The 23,637-nt window shown below is 54.3% G+C and carries 20 protein-coding genes and 1 tRNA gene; 12 read left to right on the top strand and 9 right to left on the bottom strand.

All coding sequences use genetic code 11. The features are described 5' to 3' along the window. Positions 1–2 precede the first annotated feature (2 nt). The 5 genes from mutL (at position 3) to HS105_09330 (ending at position 4,735) form a co-directional block, all read left to right on the top strand. A complete protein-coding gene (mutL, locus tag HS105_09350) occupies positions 3–1,931 on the top strand; it encodes a DNA mismatch repair endonuclease MutL (GenBank protein ID MBE7516795.1) in 1,929 nt (642 codons plus the stop codon). A gap of 233 nt (positions 1,932–2,164) precedes the next feature. Beyond that, positions 2,165–2,458 (top strand): chorismate mutase, encoded by a 294-nt coding sequence (locus tag HS105_09345; GenBank protein MBE7516794.1) that lies wholly within the window; start codon positions 2,165–2,167, stop codon positions 2,456–2,458. Beyond that, positions 2,455–3,009: a hypothetical protein gene (locus tag HS105_09340; GenBank protein ID MBE7516793.1), complete on the top strand. Its 555-nt coding sequence runs from the start codon at positions 2,455–2,457 to the stop codon at positions 3,007–3,009. Before HS105_09345 ends, HS105_09340 begins: the two co-directional genes overlap by 4 nt. Continuing rightward, on the top strand, positions 3,009–3,863 hold the full coding sequence (gene aroF / locus HS105_09335; GenBank protein ID MBE7516792.1) for a 3-deoxy-7-phosphoheptulonate synthase: 855 nt from the start codon (positions 3,009–3,011) through the stop codon (positions 3,861–3,863). Before HS105_09340 ends, aroF begins: the two co-directional genes overlap by 1 nt. A gap of 47 nt (positions 3,864–3,910) precedes the next feature. Further along, complete coding sequence (locus HS105_09330; GenBank protein ID MBE7516791.1) at positions 3,911–4,735, top strand: ion transporter; 825 nt, start codon at positions 3,911–3,913, stop codon at positions 4,733–4,735. Here HS105_09330 and HS105_09325 read toward each other — a convergent pair whose 3' ends face one another. Genes HS105_09325 through HS105_09315 form a run of 3 tightly spaced genes read right to left on the bottom strand, consistent with a single transcriptional unit; the run spans position 4,736 to position 6,757 of the window. Next, a complete protein-coding gene (locus HS105_09325) occupies positions 4,736–5,239 on the bottom strand; it encodes a biotin attachment protein (GenBank protein MBE7516790.1) in 504 nt (167 codons plus the stop codon). It lies immediately after the preceding gene. Between the two features lie 43 nt (positions 5,240–5,282). Beyond that, positions 5,283–6,593 carry an HlyC/CorC family transporter gene (locus HS105_09320; protein MBE7516789.1) on the bottom strand — a complete coding sequence of 437 codons (1,311 nt, stop codon included), beginning with the start codon at positions 6,591–6,593 and terminating at the stop codon, positions 5,283–5,285. A 2-nt stretch (positions 6,594–6,595) separates the two neighbouring features. Further along, positions 6,596–6,757, bottom strand: a complete 162-nt coding sequence (locus tag HS105_09315; protein ID MBE7516788.1) for a hypothetical protein — start codon at positions 6,755–6,757, stop codon at positions 6,596–6,598. Between the two features lie 211 nt (positions 6,758–6,968). On the opposite strand from HS105_09315, the gene HS105_09310 reads away from it, so the two are divergent. Beyond that, the gene (locus HS105_09310) at positions 6,969–7,937 is read left to right on the top strand and encodes a radical SAM protein (GenBank protein MBE7516787.1); all 969 of its coding nucleotides are present in this window, start codon (positions 6,969–6,971) and stop codon (positions 7,935–7,937) included. Between the two features lie 28 nt (positions 7,938–7,965). On the opposite strand, the gene zwf is transcribed toward HS105_09310, so the two are convergent. The 3 genes from zwf to HS105_09295 all read right to left on the bottom strand — a co-directional run bounded on the left by zwf (position 7,966) and on the right by HS105_09295 (position 11,150). After that, the gene (zwf, locus tag HS105_09305) at positions 7,966–9,474 is read right to left on the bottom strand and encodes a glucose-6-phosphate dehydrogenase (protein ID MBE7516786.1); all 1,509 of its coding nucleotides are present in this window, start codon (positions 9,472–9,474) and stop codon (positions 7,966–7,968) included. Between the two features lie 156 nt (positions 9,475–9,630). Then, complete coding sequence (gene ybeY / locus HS105_09300; protein MBE7516785.1) at positions 9,631–10,122, bottom strand: rRNA maturation RNase YbeY; 492 nt, start codon at positions 10,120–10,122, stop codon at positions 9,631–9,633. Between the two features lie 59 nt (positions 10,123–10,181). Next, complete coding sequence (locus tag HS105_09295) at positions 10,182–11,150, bottom strand: PhoH family protein (protein ID MBE7516784.1); 969 nt, start codon at positions 11,148–11,150, stop codon at positions 10,182–10,184. A gap of 188 nt (positions 11,151–11,338) precedes the next feature. Here HS105_09295 and atpD point away from each other — a divergent pair, with 188 nt between their 5' ends. The 4 genes from atpD (at position 11,339) to HS105_09275 (ending at position 15,497) form a co-directional block, all read left to right on the top strand. Beyond that, on the top strand, positions 11,339–12,850 hold the full coding sequence (gene atpD / locus HS105_09290) for a F0F1 ATP synthase subunit beta (protein ID MBE7516783.1): 1,512 nt from the start codon (positions 11,339–11,341) through the stop codon (positions 12,848–12,850). Between the two features lie 14 nt (positions 12,851–12,864). Next, a complete protein-coding gene (locus tag HS105_09285) occupies positions 12,865–13,266 on the top strand; it encodes a F0F1 ATP synthase subunit epsilon (GenBank protein ID MBE7516782.1) in 402 nt (133 codons plus the stop codon). Positions 13,267–13,454: 188 nt separating this feature from the next. After that, a complete protein-coding gene (locus HS105_09280; protein MBE7516781.1) occupies positions 13,455–14,495 on the top strand; it encodes a 2Fe-2S iron-sulfur cluster binding domain-containing protein in 1,041 nt (346 codons plus the stop codon). A gap of 111 nt (positions 14,496–14,606) precedes the next feature. Further along, complete coding sequence (locus HS105_09275; protein MBE7516780.1) at positions 14,607–15,497, top strand: EamA family transporter; 891 nt, start codon at positions 14,607–14,609, stop codon at positions 15,495–15,497. Positions 15,498–15,569: 72 nt separating this feature from the next. Here the strand turns inward: HS105_09275 and HS105_09270 are convergent. Then, positions 15,570–15,645: transfer RNA gene (locus HS105_09270), tRNA-Phe, on the bottom strand. A gap of 159 nt (positions 15,646–15,804) precedes the next feature. Next, entirely contained in the window at positions 15,805–16,962 is a 1,158-nt protein-coding gene (gene lpxB / locus HS105_09265) for a lipid-A-disaccharide synthase (protein MBE7516779.1), read from the bottom strand. 218 nt (positions 16,963–17,180) lie between these two features. Here lpxB and HS105_09260 point away from each other — a divergent pair, with 218 nt between their 5' ends. Further along, entirely contained in the window at positions 17,181–19,811 is a 2,631-nt protein-coding gene (locus HS105_09260; GenBank protein MBE7516778.1) for a PD40 domain-containing protein, read from the top strand. 231 nt (positions 19,812–20,042) lie between these two features. Beyond that, positions 20,043–21,002 carry a branched-chain amino acid transaminase gene (locus HS105_09255; GenBank protein MBE7516777.1) on the top strand — a complete coding sequence of 320 codons (960 nt, stop codon included), beginning with the start codon at positions 20,043–20,045 and terminating at the stop codon, positions 21,000–21,002. Between the two features lie 75 nt (positions 21,003–21,077). On the opposite strand, the gene HS105_09250 is transcribed toward HS105_09255, so the two are convergent. Then, a complete protein-coding gene (locus tag HS105_09250) occupies positions 21,078–23,585 on the bottom strand; it encodes an LPS-assembly protein LptD (protein ID MBE7516776.1) in 2,508 nt (835 codons plus the stop codon). Positions 23,586–23,637 lie beyond the last annotated feature (52 nt).

Below are 23,637 nucleotides of genomic sequence, written 5' to 3'. Positions count from 1 at the left end.
CTATGAGTCGAATAAGGGTACTCCCCGACAATCTTGCAAATCAGATCGCTGCCGGTGAGGTGGTCGAGCGGCCTGCGTCCGTTGTCAAAGAAATGATCGAGAACTCGATCGATGCGGGCTCGACACGGATCCAAGTGGATATTGAGCTGGGTGGCCGTCGGCTTATCAGAGTCGCGGATGATGGCGAGGGGATGGAACGTGACGATGCGATCCTTGCTTTCGAGCGGCATGCAACATCAAAGATACGGTCGCTCGACGACCTTGCAGCTATCGGTACCTTAGGGTTTCGCGGTGAGGCCCTTGCTTCGATAGCTTCGGTCGCAAAACTCGACCTTTTGACCAAGCGGGATGATGAAACGCTTGCGACGCGCGTCAATATCGAAGGCGGCCGGCTCATTGACGTGAAAGACGCGGCGCGCGACCGCGGTACGACGATCGAGGCACGCGACCTTTTCTTTAATACGCCTGCCCGCCGGAAGTTTATGCGGAGCGAGGCGACCGAGAACTATCATCTCACCTCGATCGTTACGCATTACGCGCTCGCCCACCCCGAGATCGCTTTCACTTTGACGAACAATGGCCGTGAGGTGCTTCGGGTCTCAGCGGCAAAGGATCTTCGCGAGCGTGCGTTTCAAGTCTTTGGTGCATCATTGCTCGAAAGTCTGCTGCCTGTCAGCGGCGGCCGTGAGTACGTTGCACGCGTCAGCGGTTTTATCTCGGCTCCGCGCGAGCGGCGAACGACCCGCGACTCGCAATACTTTTTTATAAACAAGCGGTTCGTGCGCGACAAGATCATCGGGGACGCTCTTGGCGAAGGATACCGTTCGGTGCTGCCGCATGGGCTTTATCCGGTCGCATTCCTTTTTCTTGAGATACCTTTGGAAGAGATCGATGTGAACGTCCATCCCGCGAAGACGCAGGTTCGCTTTCGACGTGCCGAAGCGGTCAAGGAGGTAGTTGCAGAGACCGTTCGCGATGCCTTGGCGGCGGGAGGCATTGCGGCTCCAAGCAGGGAGCCGGTGACTGATGAGCCCGTCGAAGCACCGGAAACGTCGGCCCGCGAAAGGCCTGCTGTCGAAGTGCAAGAAACAATGCACTTCGATATGCCTTATGAATACCAAGCTGAAAGTATAGAGGGCGGTTCATCAGAAGCAGAGGCCGTTCTGGACGAGGCTGTCTATCAAAAGATCGAGGAGAGGCCGCAGCGGGGCGAAACGAACTTTCCGGAGCCTGAAGACGCCGCGTATCAAGCGCCGCCGCAAATTTCGACAGAGCCGTCGAGTTATCCTGTTATGCCGCCGGTCGGTTCCGCTGAACGATATGTAAAGCCGGCCGAACCCGCGGAGGTCTCTGCCGCAAAGATCAAACCGCTTGGGCAACTTCATGAAAGCTTCATAATCGCGGCGGACGACGAAGGGCTTTTGCTGATAGATCAGCACGTTGCGCACGAGCGTATCTTGTTCGATAAGTTTCGGCAGAGTGAACACGAGCGTCGTATCGAATCGCAAAATCTGCTTCTTCCCGAGACAATGGACCTGACGCCGGCACAATCACAGGCGTTCGAGTTGATCGAGGATGAGCTTGCTGCTTTAGGCTTTGAAACGATGCGGCTGTCGGGCAGAACGGTCGCGATCAAGAGCGTTCCGACCGACCTGCCGGCTGCGGAGGCGCGTAATCTTCTCGCCGAGGTACTCGAAGCGGTCGATGCAGAAAAACGGGGCACTGCCAAAGCAACATTTCGCGATGACATCGCAGCATCGCTCGCCTGCAGGGCAGCCGTCAAGATCAATATGAAGCTTACGCCGGAGAAGATGCACTGGCTCATCGACAAGCTGCTCGTTACGACATCGCCGACAACATGCCCGCACGGCCGGCCGGTGATCCTGCGGCTGTCGCTGAAAGATATAGAGCGCGGTTTTCAAAGGACATAACAAAAAAGATTAGGCCCCGTCGGAAAATGGCTTGACAATTCTTAGTACAGCTGGCTATTCTAACACTGCGTTTCGACGCAGCGTTCATCCAGATAATGCGAAAGAGCTTTAACAACTTCAGCTTTTACTTTTACTTTAGCGGTAAAGCGGCTGAGGTTTGTGTTCGCATCGGATAACGATAGCAACAAGTTCGACCAAAGGCCGCGATCCAGCATCGCGGCCTTTTTGTTTTTATGAATATCAATGACAAAAGGAACGAGATCGATCGGATCGATGCTGAGATCGTTGAGCTGCTCGCTCGGCGCTTTGCGATCGCCAAAGAGATCGGAGGCCTGAAGGCGGCTGCCGGACTGGCTGTCGCGGACGGAGCCCGCGAGGATGAGGTCATAAGCCTCGCGGTCAGACGCTCGAACGGCCGGCTTTCAGAGTCGGCGATCCGCTCGATGATGGTGATGATCTTGGCGGAGTCCCGCCGGCTTCAAAGCGACGTGTGTGCTGAGCAGCTTGATGCAGGAGCCGCGGTATGACGTCGGTTGCGATACAGGGCATTCGCGGTTCATACAGTGATGCGGCCGCACTGGAGTTGTTCGGCTCGGGCGCGGAGCTGATCGAATGCCGTACTTTTGGTGATGTATTCGATGCGCTTACGGATGGCGTAGCAGAGTATGCGGTGCTGCCGGTGCGAAATTCGATCATCGGCGAAATAGGAACGGTTGCAGGGCTGTTATTGACGCATACCACAGAAAGGTCGGATGAGATCGACATACAGATAGAACATGTATTGGCAGCAGCCGAGCTGATCGATGTGAGCAGTCTCAAGATAGTGCGTTCGCATTGGGCGGCTCTCGATCAGTGTTCGAGATTTTTCGAGGCGAACCCGCATCTGACGCCGGTCGCAAGCCCGGATACGGCTACGAGCATACGGGCGATCGTTGAAGAAGGGTCGCAATTACAAGCAGCCATAGGCAGCGAACGAGCCGCAGAGCTTTACGGAGCGAAGGTGATACTTCGGGGCATCGCTGATGAGGCGAACAATATAACAACTTTTACAGCAGTCAGGATCGGGAGGAAAGGGTAATGCACGATATAGGGATAATTGATGTGATCGGTCAGCCGAGGATCAAGGGTTTGCCAAAGGCGACGGCGCGGCGGCGTGCGACGACGGTGGTGATGGTAGGCGATGTGCCGATCGGCGGAAGCGAAGCGGTCGTGATCGCAGGCCCTTGTTCGGTCGAGGACAGCCGGCAGATCACCGAAACGGCGCTTAGCGTAAAGCGGCATGGTGCAAGCATATTGCGCGGCGGCGCGTACAAGCCGCGAACATCGCCGTACGATTTTCAAGGGCTTGGGGTCGAAGGCCTGAAGCTTCTAAGGCGCGCCGCAGACGCTGCCCGGATGCCTGTCGTTACTGAGGTTATGAGTGAAGCGGATGTCGATGTCATCTGCGATCATGCCGAAATGCTGCAGGTCGGTGCCCGTAATATGCAGAATTTCGCTCTCCTGAAGCGTCTCGCCGACACAGGAAAGCCGATCCTGCTGAAACGCGGCCCTTCGGCAACGATCAAGGAATGGCTCTCAGCGGCGGAATATTTGCTGCACGGCGGTAATGAGAACGTCGTACTATGTGAACGCGGCATCAAGAGTTTTGACAATTCGTTGCGTAATACGCTTGACCTCGCAGGTGCCGCGTATGCAAAGGAGCTGACGCATTTGCCCGTCATTGTCGATCCGTCGCACGCTACAGGAAGACGAAGCCTTATTCCGCAGTGTGCCAGAGCCGCACTTGCTATCGGAGCGGACGGCGTTGTCGTCGAGGTGCATCCGCGGCCGGACGAATCTGTGTCAGATGCTCAGCAGGCGCTTTCATTTGACGCATTTCGCGACCTCGTACGAATCGCCGCCTCGCCGCTGCGGCCTCTTTTTGAAGGTTAAGTTGAGGCAAATGTGCGAAGTGCCGCAAAGTATTGTTTAATATTTAGGTGCAGAATGAGAAAGAAGCGTATGTAGGTTCTCGCTTAAGAGAGCGTTTGTATGAGATAGTTTTCGAGGCCGAGACGCCGGCGGGCCGCTTTTTCGACATCACCGTAATAGCGCTTATCCTCATTAGCCTCGTTGCGGTTTTTCTGGAAAGCGTAAGAAGTATTCGCGATGTCTATCTCGATGAACTGCACATCATCGAATGGATACTCACTGTACTCTTCTCGATCGAATACGTTCTTCGTTTGATCTCGTCGAGGCGCCCGTTTCGATATGTGTTCAGCTTCTACGGCCTTGTTGATCTTCTTGCGATATTACCGAGCTATATCAGCCTTTTTGTTCCGGGAACCCAGTATCTGCTCACGATCCGCGTTTTAAGGCTGCTGCGGATCTTTCGCGTTCTCAAACTTTCCAAGTATGTATCGGAGAGCCGCGTTATCGTTGCCGCACTCAGGACGAGCAAGCATAAGATAAGCGTCTTTGTCGTTGCGATACTTTCGATCGCAATTGTGGTCGGCTCGCTGATGTATGTAGTCGAGGGCGAGGAGCATGGCTTTGTCGATCTGCCGACAAGCGTGTATTGGGCGGTCGTAACGCTGACGACCGTCGGCTACGGCGACCTTTCACCGCAAACGCTGCTCGGGAAATTTCTTGCGTCGATCGTGATGGTGATGGGCTACGGAATAATTGCGGTGCCGACCGGCATTTTCACAAGGGAATTGATCAAAGCGTCAAAATCTGCTTCTACGCAACTCTGTGCCGAGTGCCACGCCGAAGGGCATGATATGGACGCTGTTCATTGCAAGTACTGCGGGACAAAGTTATGATCACTCGACCACAAGCAGAACTTCGCCGGCGTTGACCGTTTCACCTTCGGAAGTGTTTATCGCGGCCACGATACCATCCTTTGGCGATCGCATTTCATTCTGCATTTTCATCGCCTCGACAACGATAAGGCCGTCGCCTTTCGCGACAGTTTCATTCAAGGATCTAAGGATGCGGACGACCTTACCCGGCATTGCGGTCTTGATCTCCGCACGCCCGTCGTTCTGTTGCGCATCGCCTGCGTTGCTGCGAAGTTTTCGCGGATCGTGGATCGCGACATCGTAGCTATTGCCGTTGATCTCAATGCTCGTACCGCTATCCGATGTTACCGCCGCCTGAAAGACCTTGCTGCCGTGCTTCAGCAGATAGACACCGCGTTCGGGCTGCGAGGCGTCGAGTTGATATTCACGACCATCCACCTTTGCGGTAACGCTGCGGCCGTCGCGCGTGATCTCGATCTCGACGGTGCCATCGTCTGTATTTGCGTGCAGTTTCATATTCGACATTCCGAGTATATCAGAGGCGCACCGACAATAAGCATTAGCCGATCTAGCCGCCGGCCGATCCTTCATCTTCGGGCGATGAATGGCAAAGGCGGAGAAGCGTTAGCCGCTTTTCGTCCGCTTCCAGTATCTCGACGTCTAGCCCCTTGACGCTTAGCCTTTCGCCGACCTTCGGTACATAACCTGCCTCGGTAACGACAAGGCCGGCAATGGTCGTATAGTCGTCGCCCTCGAGTTCAAGGTCAAAAAGCTCCTCGACGCGCTCGACCTCTGTTGACCCGAGCACATCGTAACAGCCGTTATCGAGTTCGCGTATCTCGACGACCTCATCCTGTTCAATGTCCTCATCTTCGATCTCGCCGACGATCTCTTCAATGAGATCCTCCACCGTGATCAGGCCCGCGACGCCGCCGTATTCATCGATCACGACTGCGATCTGGACGTGTTCACGCTGCATTGACTTAAGGAGCTCGCTTGCAGTTTTTGTCTCGGGTACGAGGTAGGCGTCACGCATTATCGTCTCGACAGTGTGTTCTTTACGCCCGGTGGCAAGGGCCGCAAGAAGGTCGCGCACGTACAGGATGCCCTCGATATTGTCGATGCTACCGCCATAGACCGGCAGACGCGACACGCGCTCTTCGATCATCATGTCGCGTGCATTCTTTATCAGCGTTCCGATCGGAACGGCTACGATCTCGGTTCGCGGCGTCATGATCTCGCCCGCGCGTGTCTCGCTGAATTCGACCATCGTTTCGATCATCACACGCTCTTCTTTCTCGATTATGCCCTCGGCCTCGCCGACCTCGATCAGAGCCTGCAGGTCGTCAGAGTTATTCTCGTCGTCGCGTTCATCGAACGTGTCGGGCGTGGTCGTTGTATCAAGGCGTGTCTCACGCGAACTTTGGTACGATATGAACGGCCTCACGAATAAGGACAAAAAGCTATAAAGCGGCCGGACGATCGGGATCAGCATCACGATCCTCTTTTCCGGCGAGCTTCTAAGTATCATACGCGGAACGATCTGCCGGAAAACTATTGCAACCAGCAGCACGGCGGCGATCGCAGCGGCGAATATCAGAGTTTCGCGCTCGGTGACGCGGATCAGGATGTGGGTGATAAGTATCGCAAACGCCATCAGCACGACCTGGTTTGCGGATGAGATAAGGAAGCGGAATTGAGAACGATTCTCCAGCACTTCGCGCAGGAACACGGCTGCCTTATTGTGATCGGCCGAGTCCTCATCAAACGACAGCCGCCGCAGTCCGACATCCGAGAGATGCGAGAATGCGATATCTACGGTCGAGAGAAAGACCAACATGATCAGCAGGATGCCGGCAAATAGTAGTTCGATCTCCATAGTCAGAACGGCAGCGTATGATCGGAACGTTCATTCAACACATCCGCCGCTCGCGGGCAGCGGCTGAAATGAACGGGCTTTGGCATCGCGTCCCCGGCCGAATTGCTCCCATCGCCGGCCGCGTTGAGAAGGATACTGATGTCGTTCGCCGTATTGTCGGGCATTTTACGTGATTCTCTCGTGAAATCTTAACATTTTAGAAATTGATTGGCACATTTTTCTACGGTCTGCATTGCTAAACGACTCACGCGGCGGCCTTGCCGTATGCCTACCTTTCCATTGTCTCGTGCATCCCGTATAATCCTTGGATATGCGGCCGATTGATTTGTGCACTTCCCGCAAGTGTCGCCGAACTATCCAAGCTGAGGAGGGTCTCTGAATAAACTAGATGTCGTCAAGGCTTGGGGAAAAATTCTATCCGGCAAATATCCGTCGCTTTCGATCGAAATAACCCGCGAGTGCCCGCTGCGTTGTCCGGGCTGTTACGCGTATGAACCGGAACATCTTAACGGTGCGGGCCCTCTTCGTGAACTTTCCGACCTAAAGGGCGAGAGCCTCATCGACGGCGTCCTTGATCTTGTCGATCACCATAAACCGCTTCATCTTTCGATCGTCGGCGGCGAACCGCTTGTTCGATTCCGTGAACTTAACACACTTCTGCCGCAACTGTCCGAACGCGGTATCGCCGTTCAAGTAGTAACAAGTGCGGTGCGCGAAATACCGAAGGAATGGGCAAAGATCGGCGGCCTCTACCTCGTGGTCTCGATCGACGGACTGCAGCCCGAACACGATGCCCGCCGAAAGCCCGCGACATACGAGCGTATATTGCGCAATATCAAAGATGCTTCGATAACCGTTCACTGCACGGTAACATCACAAACTGCGATGCGGGAAGGCTATTACGAGGAATTCGTGAGTTTTTGGTCGCAGCAGCCGGAAGTGCGGCATATATGGATCAGCTTTTTTACGCCGCAGATGGGTGCGCATGATGCCGAGATATTGGGCGATGAACTGAAGGAGAAAATGATCGTCGAGTTTCTTCGGCTTCGTGAAAGTTACCCGAAGCTTGTCTTCTCAGATCTGATCGCAGAAGGTTACAGGCGGCCGCCGAATTCGCCCGACGAATGCATCTTTTCGAGAACTACGCTGAATCTCACGGCAGATCTCAAAACGCGTGTAAAGCCATGTCAATTCGGCGGAGATCCCGACTGTTCGAAGTGCGGCTGCATCGCTTCGGCCGGGTTGGCTGCGGTCGGCAACTACAAGCTATTCAATATAATGCCGCTGCGCACGATCTACGACCTTTCAGACAAGATGGGCCACGCAGTGAAGCGGAACCGCTGAGGCATCGCTGTTCTCGGGGCCTTTTTTCCTATTCAACATTCTTCCAAACGCGGCCGTCGTTCTGAAGGAGCGTATCTGCGGCGCCGGGCCCCCAAGTTCCGGCGGCATAGTTGGGGAAATCACGCGGTGCGAGAGCGGTCCACACGTCGAGGATGGGCTGAACAACGCTCCAGCCCGCTTCGATCTGATCCGCACGTTGGAAAAGCGTTGCATCGCCGATCATACAGTCATACAAAAGCCGTTCGTAGCCGGTCGCGACCTGTTCGCCAAAGTGGTCGAGATAATTGAAGTCCATATCGACCGCACCCATGTTAACGATCGGGCCGGGTATCTTTGCACCGAAATGGAGTGTAATACCCTCGTCCGGCTGAATATGCAGGACGATGCGGTTCGTGGTGAGCCGCTCCATCGGCGTATCGCGGAAAAGCACGAACGGCGCGGCCTTGAACTGTACGATTATGCTCGAATATCGCTGGTTGAGGCGCTTGCCCGTCCTGAGATAGAAGGGGACGCCTGCCCAACGCCAATTGTCGATCGAGAGCTTTAGGGCGACGTACGTTTCGGTGTTCGAATGCGGAGCGACAAGCGGTTCGTCGCGATATGCGGCCGCGGTATCGCCGCCGATCTTGCCGGCTCCGTATTGTCCGCGAACGGTCTTCCGGATCACGTCTTCGTCGGTGAACGGCGTGATCGCGTGGAGTATCTTTGACTGCTCATCGCGCACCGCGTCTGCGGCGAAGGAAACCGGCGGCTCCATCGCAGTTAGCGTTACGAGTTGGAAAAGGTGATTCGGCAGCATATCGCGAAGCGCCCCTGCCGAATCGTAGTATCCGCCGCGTTGTTCGACGCCGAGCGTTTCCGCCACGGTGATCTGAACGTGATCGACATAGTTGCGGTTCCATATCGGCTCAAAGATCGAGTTGCCGAAGCGGAATACCAAAATGTTCTGCACTGTCTCTTTGCCGAGGTAATGATCGATGCGGTAGATCTGATCCTCTTTGACGAGCCGCAGCAGGTCGCGGTTGAGCTGCTTTGCCGATTCGAGATCGCGGCCGAACGGCTTCTCATAAACGAACCGTCGCCAGTTGCCGTTCTCCTCCTTGCCGATGCCGTTCTTGATAACCTTTTGCGTAACATCGGCAAACAGCTGCGGCGGCGTTGCGAGATAAAAGAAGTAATTCTCAGGTATCTGAAGCTGCGTGGTAACATCGGCGAGCATCGATTTGAGATCACCAAAGAGATTCTTGTCGTCGTCAAAGTCGCCGCCGGTGTAGAAAGAGCGTTCGGTGAACCATTTGAGAATGTCGGCTTCGGGGCCTTTCGGCACGAACTCTTTGAGAATGCCTTCGACGTGCGCGCGAAACTCGTCAGTACTCATTTCCTGACGGCCGACGCCGACGATCGCGAATTTGTGCGGCAGAAAGTCGCCCTTTGCGAGGTTGTAAAGAGCAGGCAGGAGCTTGCGTTTCGTAAGGTCGCCCGTCGCGCCGAAAATTATCATCACGCAGGCGTCAGCGGTTTTATTTCCTTCAACCATAACTACGAGAATAACATACACATGACGCTCATGTAGGCGAATATCGTCTGACTTTCTTCAGGACGATCGCCGGCCGACACCAAACTGTGTTGAAAGGATGCTGCGTCGCTTCGGAGTGGATCTGAATCGCCGGAAGCTGCTCTGCACCGTGATGGATCAGATGCCGAGCCGTTTGCGGAGTTCGAGTTCGCGGGCGTTCATCTCGCCGTCGTCGATCTCGTGATCGTAACCGCAAAGATGTAACAGGCCGTGCAGGATGAGCTGTTTGATCTCGGTGTCGAGTGAAAGGCCGTTCTCGGCCGCCTGCCGTTCGGCCTGTTCGGCGGAGATAACGATGTCGCCGAGATTGTTCGCAGGCCAGTCAGAACCCTCTGCGTGAGCGGAGGGCCAGTTCGCCGGATCGTCATCAACAGACTGGCCGCCCGCTAACGCAGGCGGTTCCGACATCGGGAAAGAAAGCACGTCGGTGGTCGTGTCTTTTCCGCGAAAGGTTTGGTTCAGCTGACGCATTCGTTTATCGGAAATGAAAGCGACCGAGAAAGCTCCGCCTTTGCTCTCTGCCACATCCGCGGAGAGAGCTGCCGCGAATGCCCGAATGGGAACAATGTCCAACTTGACCTTGCGTTGAAGATTGATGACGTCGATCATACGAAGAAAGTCAACAGTGAATAGTGAACAGGAAAGATCGAAGGGTTGAGGACCGCATTTTACGTTCTCAGATCCTCATTCATAGTTTCATTTGAGTGGGCTTCGTACGCTTTGACGATCATCTGGACGAGCTTATGGCGGACGACGTCCTTCTCGTCGAAATAGACGAAGTCGATCATATCGATGTCCTTCAGGACGACCTCGGCCTCCTTCAGGCCGCTTCGTTGGCCGCGCGGCAGGTCGATCTGTGTTTTGTCGCCGGTAACGACAGCCTTTGACCCAAAGCCGATGCGCGTGAGGAACATCTTCATCTGCTCGCTTGTGGTGTTCTGAGCTTCGTCGAGGATGATGAACGCATCCGAGAGCGTGCGGCCGCGCATAAATGCCAGCGGAGCGATCTCGATGATGCGTTTTTCGAGCATCTTCGTAACCTTTTCCGAATCGACAAGGTCGAACAACGCATCGTAAAGCGGCCGCAGGTAAGGATCGACCTTGTCCTGCAGGTCGCCGGGCAGGAATCCGAGCCGCTCGCCCGCCTCGACCGCCGGACGTGTCAAGATAATGCGGCTCACCTGTTTCTTGAACAGTGCATCGACCGCCATCGCGACCGCCAGAAAGCTCTTGCCCGTTCCTGCAACGCCGATCCCGAAAACGAGGTCATTCTTTGCGATCGCATCAAGGTATTTACGCTGATTTGCGGTCTTTGGCGCGACGGTCTTCTTCCCCGAAGGGTTAAATCTGGCCTTCTGAAAATGATCTTTGAGGCTATATGCGCGGTCCTCTGCGATCTGCTTGAATGCGTCTTTAAGTTCCTTGTCGGTGAACGTGCTGCCGTCGGCAAATAGTTCGCCGAAATCGTGCAGGATTTGCTGAACGGTCTCGATATCCTTCGGATCGCCGTCGATGACGAGCTCGCTGCCGCGCGTGCCGATATTTACATCGAGCAGTGATTCGAGATATTTGATGTTCTGGTCCTGAACGCCAAAAAGCGTGTTCAGTCCCTGCGGTGGTAGTTCGAGCTTCTTCAAATATGCAATAGGCGGCTGTGAACGCCGATGCTGATAGTATATGCCTTGAGGCTACAAGAACTGCGTTTCGCTGTCAATGTTCAACTGCCTGCGGCTTTGGACACGAAACAACGACTGTGCTATCCTTGCTCTTTTGTAAGTACGTTGAATTTTCAACAATATATCGCAGGAGAACCTATAAAAGAAACATGGCTAACGGAGAAAACGGGCAAGTCGGAAAGGTCGTACAGATCATCGGCCCGGTCGTTGACGTAGAGTTTTCAGACAATTATTTGCCGCCGATCTATCAGGCGATGCGCATCACGAGCGACGGCTTTGACGGCGAGAAGATCGACGTCATTGCCGAAGTTCAGCAGCATCTCGGCGAGGGCCGCGTGCGTGCGGTCTCGATGCTTCCTACTGACGGAATGGTACGCGGAATGAAGGTTATCGACCTTGGCGGGCCGATAACGATACCGGTCGGTACACCGACGCTTGGCCGCGTTATGAACGTGGTCGGCGAGCCTGTGGACGAGCTCGGACCTGTTGATTCGGAAACGCGATACCCCATCCATCGTCATGCACCGACATTTGCCGAGCAAGCGACAAAGAAGGAGATGTTCGAGACGGGCATCAAGGTCATCGATCTGGTCCAGCCGTTCCTTCGCGGCGGTAAGATCGGCCTCTTCGGCGGTGCGGGCGTCGGCAAGACGGTTCTCATCATGGAGCTTATCAACAACGTTGCTAAGGGGCGTGACGGTTACTCAGTATTCGCCGGCGTCGGCGAACGAACGCGTGAAGGCAACGACCTCCTGCGTGAAATGGTAGAGTCAAAGGTCATCAAATTCGGCGATAAATTCAACGAGCATATGGAAGAGACCGGCGAATTCGATCTTTCAAAGGTCGACAAGGCGTCGATCAAGGATTCAAAGGTGTCGCTCGTTTACGGCCAGATGACCGAGCCGCCGGGAGCACGTCTGCGTGTCGCACTGTCAGGACTCACGGTTGCCGAGTATTTCCGCGACCAAGGCAACGACGTGCTGTTCTTTGTTGACAATATTTTCCGCTTTACACAGGCGGGTTCAGAGGTGTCGGCACTCCTCGGACGTATGCCGTCAGCGGTCGGTTACCAGCCTACGCTTGCGACCGAGATGGGCGAGATGCAGGAGCGCATCACGTCAACCAAGACCGGCGCCATCACTTCTATTCAGGCCGTTTATGTGCCGGCGGATGACTACACCGACCCGGCACCTGCAACTACATTCGCGCACCTTGATGCGGTTACCGCACTGTCGCGGCAGATCGTCGAGCTTGGAATTTACCCGGCGGTTGATCCGCTTGCTTCGAACTCCACGATTCTTAGTCCGGATGTCGTCGGCGAAGAGCACTACAACACAGCTCAGTCGGTCAAAAAGATACTTCAGCGGTATAAGGACCTGCAGGACATCATCGCTATTCTCGGCCTCGATGAGCTTTCAGAAGATGACAAGCTTACCGTATCACGCGCACGTAAGATCCAGCGATTCTTCTCGCAGCCGTTCACGGTCGGAGAACAGTTTACCGGTCTCAAGGGCGAATACGTGAAGGTTGAAGATACTATCAAGGGCTTTAAGGAGATCCTCGACGGAAACTGCGACGATATGCCTGAGCAGGCGTTCTATATGGTCGGAACCATCGAGCAAGCCCGTGAAAAAGCCAAGAAAATGGCTGCAGCGGCTTAAGCTGATCTACGATAATGCTGAAGTTGGAAATAGTAACACCGGAAAAGCGTGTCCTGGACGCTGATGTTGATATGGTAACGGTGCCGACGGCATCGGGCGAAGCGGGCATTTTGCCTGAACACGCGCCGCTTGTATCGGCGTTAAAGCCGGGCATCATGTCGTATGTCGTCAAGGGAAGCAGCGAAAAGCTTGCTGTGTCGGGCGGATTTGTTGAGGTGAACTCGAACAAGGTTGCCGTGCTTGCCGATGCCGCCGAGAAAGCCGGCGATATTGATGCGGCAGAGGCACGCCGTGCTCTCGACGCCGCTGAAAAGGAGCTTGCCGAGGCTGCAAGCTCGTCAGTTGAAGAGACCGAGGCGATCCGAAACCAGATCGAAGCCGCCAGTGCCCGCGTGACGCTTGCGTCGGGCCGTTAACAGGCGTGTTTGATCGTGCAGTGGGCGCGGGCTGTTATTGCCTGCGTCCATTTATTTTGTGCACGGCGTCCGCTTTACACGCCGCTTTTCAGAATTCGCTTGACTAGATGTTTGGAACTGGCCGTGATTTTTGATAAGTTGGAATTTTGGAGCATCGATCAAGATCGCTGCATACAGAGGTGTCGTAAATGATATCAAAACTTGAGACAGTACTATCCAATTTCACTGAGGAAGATTGGCGCAAAGCGGTAGAGGAGCTGCTTCCGGCGATCCATGAGGTCGATCGTAATGCGGTACAAATTTGGTTCCGCTTCTATCCGCTGGAGCTGCGAGAATATCTCGCAGATGCCGAGGATCAGCCTGCGGCTATCAAAGAGCTGGAGCTTCAAGGCGATTTCGACCTTGCTACGCACATTGCCGGGTCGCACCACTTCCTCTATGGCCACAGATATTGGAAGGCCGTTAAATGCTCGGTCGAGAAAGAGGCCGAGGAGTTCAATGCCGATGACGCAAAGCTGACCGAGATCATCAAGGAAGTGGCAATACGGGTAGCCGAGAAGAAGGGAATCGACCGCACTCTGGTAAATGCCATCGCCGCGGTCGGATTGGCGACGATGCGCCAGGTCGGGCTTGAAACATTCACTGCCGCAAGTGATGAGATCGAAGAGCCTAAAGGCCTTATGGCGAGATCGCCCGACGCGATCGTGGCCGAACGATCGAAGGATGACTCCCAAGGTATGTTCGGATTTCTCAAGACCGTTGATAAGAAATACTCGGTCAGGGTGCTTGCTCGTGATTACGAGGGCAAGTTCTCTGTACTCTATGACCAAGAGATCACACACGCAGCGGCACAGGATAAGTCGCAGGCGTGGCAGGAGAAGGATCCGCGTTGTTGGAACGGGCCGGTTCCGGTTGAGTGTATCGCTGCAACTTGCGGGCTTTGTTGGGTTGGTGTGATCGGCGGGCAGGAGAAACTCTCGGAGGTCGCGCCGCGTGAACGCCGTGCTATGAAGGTCTTCGGTTACGATCAGCCCGAGGACGAAAAGCCTTTCCTGCGGCTTGCGTGCCAAGTAAGAGCTTACGGCAATGCGACGCTGGTCGTGCCGCCGTGGAACGGCACATTCGGAAAGAAAGTGCGAGGCGACGTTGAAGAGGTTGAACTCGAGCCGAATACAACATCGGCAAAGCGTCTGCGCGAGATCGTAAAAGAAGCCTTGTCCGGTGAGTGACAGGCTGCCGACCGCGGACATTTATAGGAGCACGAAGCATCGCTTCGTGCTCTTCTTCTTTCTTGATTCGTGCGGTGATATCGTTACCTGAGATCGGAGGGTCTTTCGTCAGTGATAAGAGGATCAAAGAACGCCTTTTGGCTCGTTATAGCTGCCGTGCTCATCTGGAGTACGGGCGGGCTTTTGATAAAACTGACCGCGCTCGATGCGTATCAGGTTACATTCTTTCGCAGCCTGCTGGCGGGCCTTACCGTCCTGATCGTAATGCGGAAGGAAGGCCTTAGGATCAACGCATTCGGCCTGCTTTGCTCATTGTTCTATGCCGGACTGCTCTTCCTCTTTGTGTGGGCGACGAAACACACGACCGCTGCGAATGCGATCTTTCTTCAATATACGGCACCGATCTATATTCTGATCCTTGCCCCATTCGTAATTCGCGAACGTTTTCATTTGCGCGATCTGATCACCGTGGTGCTGTGCATTATCGGGATGTCACTCTTTTTCGTGGGCAAACTCGAGATCAGCGATTACAGCGGGAACATTGCCGCTCTCGGCAGCGGCATTTGCCTCGGCCTTTACATAATGTTACTAAAGCATCCGGCATTTTCGACCGAGAAGGAGAATGCTGCCGGGCGTCGCGGAGCCGCACCCGTAGCGACCGTGGTTTACGGCAATCTGCTTCTTGCAATTGTGATGCTGCCGAGCGGTATCGGTGCATTGCCGGTGATGACAACAAAGGATGTCTTTGCGGTTGCGTTTCTCGGTATAGTGCAGATCGGCATAAGTTACATTCTTTTCATAAAGGGTATTTCCGGCGGTACGCGGCCTATCGACGCATCGATCATCGGCTTTGTCGAACCGCTGCTCAATCCTGTTTGGGTGTTTCTCTTTATCGGAGAACAGCCCTCGAACTGGGCACTGCTCGGCGGCGCTATAATAATAGCAACGGTCCTTATCCACACCATCCGCCAATACCGAACGCCAGTCGCAGGCGCAGCATAACAGCAATACACTTCTTTACCTTACAGCAATAATAAAAAAGCCTGCCGGTTAAGCAGACTTGAACTATCTGAATGGTGGCCAGGGACGGGATCGAACCGCCGACACGCGGATTTTCAGTCCGCTGCTCTACCAACTGAGCTACCTGGCCGCGATGTTATCCGCCCGAAGCGAGCGAATAAACAAGTTTAGGGAAGCCCCAAGATGATGTCAAATCACAGCGAAAAAGTTGCCGGGGCGCATTAGATCTCCAATAAAGTTCGCAGACGCGAATTTTCTGTAAGGGCACAGTGTGGGAAGCCGAACGAGCCTACGGAACGCGAGAGATGAATTTCAGGATCGCTTCCGCTGCACGGTCTGAAGCTCCGGCGGTGCCTAACGAAGCAGCGGCCCTGAGCAATTCTTCGCGGATCGCAGCGTTGCGTTGCGGCTCAAGAAGCGACAGCAGCTCATCGGAAAGGGAAGTCGGATCGAGATCATTTTGAATGAGTTCACGGACGATGCGTTGCCCCGCAATGAGATTGATCAGGCCGTAATGATCTATGTTTATCAAGGGCTTTAGTAATCGGTAATTCAGGGAAGACCCGCGATAGATTATCACCATCGGTGTGCCGAGTATGCCCGTTTCGAGCGTTGCAGTTCCGCTGGCGACGATGGCCGCGTCGGCAGAGGAAATGAGGTCGTAGGTCTCGTTTTCAACGATCGGTATATCAATGTGTTCGCAGCGGCTTATTATCGCTTTGATCTGGCCGAGCTGGCCGCTGCCGGCAGCGGCAATAGCGAACTGTATCTCGGGCCGCTTTGCCGAGATGATATCAACCGCGTCAAGAATGATCGGAAGGTGGCGTTCGATCTCGCCATGACGGCTTCCGGGCAGCAGTGCGACCAGCGGCCGTTCGTCGTTCAGTCCGTGCGACGCACGAAACGCCGCTCGGTCCATTTTCGGCCGCACTTCACCCGTCAAAGGGTGGCCGATATATTCGACGTGGTGTATTCCTCGCTGTGCGTACCAATCCTTTTCGAACGGAAGTATCGTCAGCAACAGATCGACGTACCTGCCGATCGTGCGGCTGCGGTAGCTTCGCCACGCCCACAATTGAGGCGAAATATAGTAGATGACCGGAATGCCAGCCTTCTTAAGCGAACGCGCAAGCCGGAGATTGAAGTCGGGGAAGTCCACAAGTATCGCAGCATCGGGCTTTTGCTGTATCGCTGAATCCCTCAGCGACCTGTATGCACGGATGAACATCGGCAATGCCGCCGCGATCTCGGCGACACCCATGACGGCCATTTCATCCGAGCGCACTACCGCTTCCACCCCTGCGGATCGCATTTTCGGTCCTGCTGCACCGGAAAAATGGCAGTTCGAGGCTCCGGCGCGTTCCATAACGGCACGGACGAGCCTTTCCGCGTGAGCGTCACCCGACACCTCGCCGGCCGAAATAAAGAAGCTGAGACCTTTGCTCATAGTCCCGAATTACTTAAAGCTAAATGATATATTCGATCGCAAAAATTACAACCCAAGGTGCTGTGGGAGGCATCCAAAGCAGCGTAGAAATCGGAAACTTGATGCGACAGTATCGCACTTGCTTGCAGAAACTAGTCTAAACACTTAAAATTCAATGTTTTGATGTCCTAAACGGGCCGTTGTTGATATAGTTCAGACCGTGTTGTTCGGAGGCGTTCGTGACCTTTCGTTTTAATATAATTCTTTCTTTTGTCGCACTTCTTTTCTTGGCCGCCACAGTTGCTGCACAAGTTGATTCGGTGATCGGGCAGGTGTCGAATTCGCCGGCCGAATCTTACGCAGGGGCGATGAGCGGCGACGGCCGCTTTGTCGTTTTCGAATCACGCGGAAACGTGGCTACCGTCAACCCTCGCAATGAGGATGGTAACAATGAGATCTTTTTATTTGATTATGCCCAACGGCGGATCTTCCAGATAACTGATACCAAATCGGTGCTCATCGATACGACAAAGGCGGCTACCTTTGATAACGTGCGCATTGAGATAACCAATACGCGTCCCGTGATAAGCAATGACGGGAAGTGGATCGCATTCAGCTCGAACGCGACAATCGCTTACCCGGGCGATGTTAACTACCCGCCGGTGATCAGTTCGACAAATCCGGGCAGTTTTGACGGCAATGCTTATACGTCGCCGACGCCGACGCCGAGTCCAAGTCCGAGCCCGAGTCCAAGTCCAAGTCCGAGTGCGTCGCCCACGCTTGGTGACAATGCTCTGACTCATGACGCCAATCTGGAGATGTGGCTGTATCAAATACCGGTATACGCGGCTGTCAGCGATCTTTCTAGCGGCGATGATCTTCCGCTAACCGATCTTTCGGTCGGTACTTTTACTGCTGTAACGAATACGGTGCCAAGCCAGCTTCCGCGATCGGGGAGTTCGACGTTAGGAGCCTTTATCGCCGACGATAATCACGACGCAAGCATAAGCGATGACGGTTCGGTTATCGCTTTCGGTTCGACACGAGATCTTGTTCCCGCGATAGGTAATTCATTTCCAACTGATGATAACGAAGAGATCTTTGTTTATTTGCGGCCATCGGGCACTCTGAATCAAGTAACGAAGACGCCGCGCGGTCCGATCTCGAATCCGATCTACAGCAAGAATCCCTCGATCTCAGGCAACGGCTTGCGCGTGTCTTTTGTCAGTACCGGCGACAATCCGATCGTAGGGATGACGGGAGGCGACAATCCTGCGAGCAGCCGTAATGAGGAGGTCTTCTACTGCGACCTGACGAGTACGGGTGCGCCCGGTGCCGTAAAGAAGCAGGTGACGGTAACGACGCCGACAAATCCGGGTGATATTGTCAACATCTATTCCCTCGGCCGCCGAATGAGCCGCGACGGCAAATACATTGCGTTCGATTCGTACGCAGACCTTGCCAACGAAAATAGCGGCACGAATTATACATCGTTCGCCTTGTACCTCTATGATACGACCGCGAACTCATTCCGAAGGATACTGCCTCGCAGCGACGCGGACAGCAGTGCGACCGGCGGCGATGTGGTGCGCTATCCTGCCTTTACCGATACGGATGCCAATGGCACGCCGTACACAATGGTCCTTGAGACACGGCTGAATATAAAAAATGACGGAACAGTTGCAGCAACGAATTCCGAGGGGCTTAACCCGAATTCGGCGCGTCCGACACAGCTCTATTCATATCCTCTGGATCAGCCGCCGGCTACTGCAAGGTTCTCGCGGCTTACGAAGTTGCCGCTGCCGTTCACATTCATTGCTTCAACGCAGGCCTTGCCGAGCAATTCGATCCGGCGGATGACCTTTAACCTTGCGTTGACGGAGATAGGCACTGGTAACCCCGACCTACAGAGCGAGGTTTATTACTATTTGCTGCCGACGGCCATTCATTCGACGCCGATCAACTTTACGATGGCGACAGGTGCGACCGGTATGCCGGTCTCACAGACAGAAGTAACACCAACGCCCACGCCAAGTCCGACCGCGACTCCGACCGCAACTCCGACGCCGACCGCTACACCTACACCGTCGCCTACGCCGACACCGACCGGCAGCCCAACGCCTACTCCGTCGCCGACACCGACTCCGCCGCCGAATACGCCGCCTGCCGTACACGGGATCGCTCCCGGAATGCTCGCGACACTCTATTTCGGCTCCGGAACTTCATTTCCGGTTGTCGCACGTTCAACTACCGGCTCGATCGAGAGGCGATTTGAACTGCCTATCGAACTCAGTGGTGTGACCATGACGATAAACGGAGCGGCATGCGGGCTTAGACGGGTCAGCCGCACTCGAATTGACTTCCTTGTGCCTGAAGGGCTGGCATCTGCCGCTGCCGGTACGCGCTACGATATGATCATCAATAACAACGGTACGGTAATGACGACCGGAGTGACGATCGTGCCGGCGCGACCTGATATATTCAATATGCAGATGCTGCCTGTGCCCGGCGGGCGGACTCGGGCCTTTAATGTAACGAACACGGCCGCGACCGGTGAACCATTCACGGTTACGACGCGGCGCATCCGTCCGTTCGGCCGTACTGCGACGGTACTGCGGATCTATATGACCGGCATTATGACGTCGCTGCCGGCTAACACACGGATCCGCATAGGCACCACATCGGCCATTGGTACGACGGTCGTTTCCGAGTCGAAAAAGTATGACACTGGGATCTGGTATATCGACTGTACGCTGCCGCCTGATCTTGCGGGTGCGGGCGATGTGCCGGTCATAGTTACCATTACGATAGACGGCGTGAGTTTCTCATCGCGGTTTGATGATACTGCGTCCCGGATATTTATCGTTTAAGCGAATTTGATCGTTCATTCGTAAGGGATGGGGCGAGAACCCGTCCCTTTTGTTTTGTATCCGCAACGAGACCGGCGGCGCGTGACGAAATTGATAAAAACCCGTATCTATATTATCCTTTAGTTATAATCGAATAACCTTTCGTCCAAAGAAAATTTCGATAACATTTATTACTTTATTTTATCCACGGAGGTGGCCGGATACACTATGGCAGAAAAAGACGTTAGTACAATGAAGATCGCACCAAAGGTTTGGAAGAACGGAGAGTTCATCGATTGGGCGGATGCCAAAATCCACGTGATGGCGCATGTGGTCAATTACGGATCGAGTGTCTTTGAAGGCATTCGTTGTTATGAGACCGAAAACGGGCCGGCCGTGTTTCGCCTGACCGAGCATATGCAGCGGCTGATCAATTCGGCGAAGATCTACCGGATGCAGACGCCTTTCTCGCGACAGGACTTTTGCGATGCAGCGGTCGAGCTAGTGCGTCTGAGCGGGCTTGAACATTGCTACCTGCGTCCGATCGTGTTTCGCGGCCTTAGTGATGAAAAGCCGTCTTTTGGTGTTAATCCTTTTCCGGCACCAATTGACGCGTACGTGGCGGCATGGCAATGGGGGAAATATCTGGGTGAGGAGGCCCTCGAATCAGGGATCGACGTGTGCGTTTCGAGCTGGACACGCATCACAACGAACTCGATGCCGGCAATGGCAAAGGCGGGGGCGAATTATATGAATTCGCAGCTCATCAAGATGGAGGCGATACTTGGCGGCTACAGCGAAGGCATTGCCCTCGACGACCGCGGCTTTGTTTCCGAAGGCTCGGGCGAGAATCTCTTCCTGGTAAATAACGGCAAGCTCTTCACGCCGCCGCTAGGTGCCTCGGTGCTTCCCGGCATTACACGCGATTCCGTTATACAGATCGCACGCGAACTTGGGATCGAGGTCGTTGAGACAAATATCCAACGAGCGGCGCTCTATATTGCTGACGAAGTATTCTTCACGGGAACCGCCGCTGAGATAACGCCGATCCGCTCGGTTGATAAGATCACTGTGGGCGAGGGGCATCGCGGGCCGTTGACAGCACGGCTGCAGGAAGAATTCTTCAACATCATCACGGCAAAACGGCCTGCTCCATTCGGTGCCGATTGGCTTACATTTGTGAATGACGGCCGAACGACCGCAAGCGCGTAGGCTGTTCGTACACATTGATACTCCGGTCTGATGGCCGCTCGGTTCAACGGGCGGCCATTTTTACGCAAATAATGTTCAGCGGATTCCGACCTGTTCGGTACCGAATGTACCTATACCGTTGAGCCTAAATGAGAAGACAAAGCGATTTTCTTGACGGGCTCCGAGATCGAAGCGGTAATACTGAACGGCCAAGGCACAGCAGTTGTACGCGTATCCAAGCGTGTAGAGAGATGAAATAAGCGGCGAAAGGCCTTGCGCCCGCCTGCTTTCAAAATCGAAGAAGAACGACGCTCCGCCGTAAACTCCCCGATCGCGGTTTCCCGCAAAGATAGAAGGCGACCATTGAGCACCACGCAGTGTGCCGGCCTCCTTGCCGTTCACATCGGCATATCGCGACAACGAAGGTATCAGCGTAACCGCCCGAGTGTAGTAGAACGTCTGGAAGATCTTCAGCAGCTTTGTGTCGTATCCGATAGATGATGAAACGGCTCGTATTCCGTCGCCCTGCACGCCAATATCCATTCTTGCGTTGATCCAGATATTCTTTCGCGGCCGGTAAGTTGCGTCGATGTTCAATGGCGAGAAACGCCGAGGCACGCCGCCAAAGGTATAGAAGCTCAGCGCCGTCATCGGTTCGATCTGATTTCTCCGTCCGGGCGTCAGTGCTCCGCCAAATCTGGGGTCGAAGAAATATTTGCCCCTTACGGTCAGCGTGAATACCTCGTAAGGCTGGATCGACAATCCCGCTTGACCTGATGATGATGCACCTTGTTCGCGCAGGGCACCTTGGGCTTTGCCCGTCACAGCTTCGCCGTATCGGCGGGTGTAGATGCGGTTCGTGATGCCGAACTCTATTTCGTTCGTGTTGGTTGCAGTGTCAATTTGATCAAATCTGATGATCCGCGCAAAGCTGTCGATACCTTTTACAAGGCGATATGTTATGAATGGCTCGATAACGTGGCGAAATCGAAATTTATTCTTCTTGCCGTAAAAGTTCTTTGCGAGAGCGACGGGGCGAATGTCGAGTGTGAATTCACCATATTTGCGAATAAGGTCGCGGCCAATGATCCGGCCGATGCCGTCAAGGGAGTTCGAATAGTATGTAACACGTGCCGCCGCAGTCGCTGTGATATTGAGGTATTTCGTTTGCCACGGCATCGTCAATTCCGGGTAAATATCGAATCTTTGGCCGATGGCGGGCGTTTTCAGCGGGATCGTTCCTGTCATTATTCCGTAAAGCGTGCGATCGTCGGCTGTTTCACGGCGTGATATTCCTTCCGCACTGGTCTTGAACGAAAAGTAAACGTTTTTTAAGAACGAAAGTCGCGAGGGCCTTTTTTCGAAGCTTATGCTGGGCAAGTTGCGGACCTTTATATGCACGTTCGGGATAGATATCTCCTGCGAACGTGCAAGGATGTTCATCGTGTAGTTGTTCCAACTCTTGTTGACAAAAGCCTGTGAAACCTCGATCGGCGAGATTATCTGCTGGATCCCATCGGTGAACACCTGCCTGAATGCGAGGTTTGACGTCAACTTAACATCGACCGACGCGGTAAAGCCGTTCGGGAAGAAATGAACGCCGTTCGCATAGATCTGCGTACCGCCTTGGTCGGGATGAGCGGCATCTTTTTTTGCACCGAATATTCTGTCCTTTACTGAATAGAAACCGAAGTCGAAGTATGAGCGTGAGTTGGCCCGCGTACGAACGTCAATACCGTAGCCGAGGCCGCGGCTCGAAAAAAGATCCATTCGGATGGTGGCATCGGCCGACCGCCCGAGCGTCTGAAAGTATGCACCTGACAGGCGAACTCCCTTGAGCTTTGAATATGAGAACGTCGGCGTGAGGAAGCCGGAGCTGCGGTCGCGTTCTTTGATGGGTATCGAGCCGTAGGGAACGTAAAGCAGCGGCAACCGTTTGACGCGAAACTTCGCATTATGGAATTTAACCTTGTCGCCGATCTTGATCGTTGCCTTTTTCGTCGTAAAGCTCCAGATCGGGACGGCGCCTTCGCACGCCGTGATCTCGGCATTGTAGATCACGATGATTTCGGGGCCGGTCTTTTCGACGCGGTCCGCTTTGAAGTAGATCACCGTTCCGTCATTCGTTTGATTCGTAAACCCTGTCGAGTCTTCGAAAATGCCGGCCTTTGTCTTGTAATTGAATTTTGCCTTTACGCCAGTTATACGCTGATCCTCGCCTTGGTCAAAAACGACATCGCCCTCGGCAGTAAGCATTGAGTCAGTTTCCGAAACGGTTACCTTTTCTGCTTGAAGCCGGTAGATGCCGTATCGCACATCCACATTGCCCTGGTGCACCACGATCCGACGGCCGTTCTGCTCGGAAGCATCAGACCTGTCGGAATAAACGATCAGCTTGCCGTCGCCGCCTTCGGGTTCAACAAGCGGTTTCTTTGCGGGTTTTGGGGCGGCAATGCTCTGTTCGGGTGAGATCGGGTTAATATTCGGCGTATCTGTGATCGGATCAGCCACTTGGCGGCTCACCGGGTCGGTTTGTTGTCCCGTAACGGCCTGCGGCAGCAGCGAGAGGGCAAATAGAACTAAAAAGACTGCTATAAACCGCATCGTATCAATAGGTTATCTGGCCTTGATGCTAACACGAATCACGAACTTTTCG

The organism is Chloracidobacterium sp. (genome assembly GCA_015075585.1).
In the GTDB taxonomy this organism is placed as follows: domain Bacteria; phylum Acidobacteriota; class Blastocatellia; order Pyrinomonadales; family Pyrinomonadaceae; genus OLB17.
The sequence above is the reverse complement of the archived record's forward strand: the minus strand, read 5'-3'. Positions and strand labels throughout refer to the sequence as shown.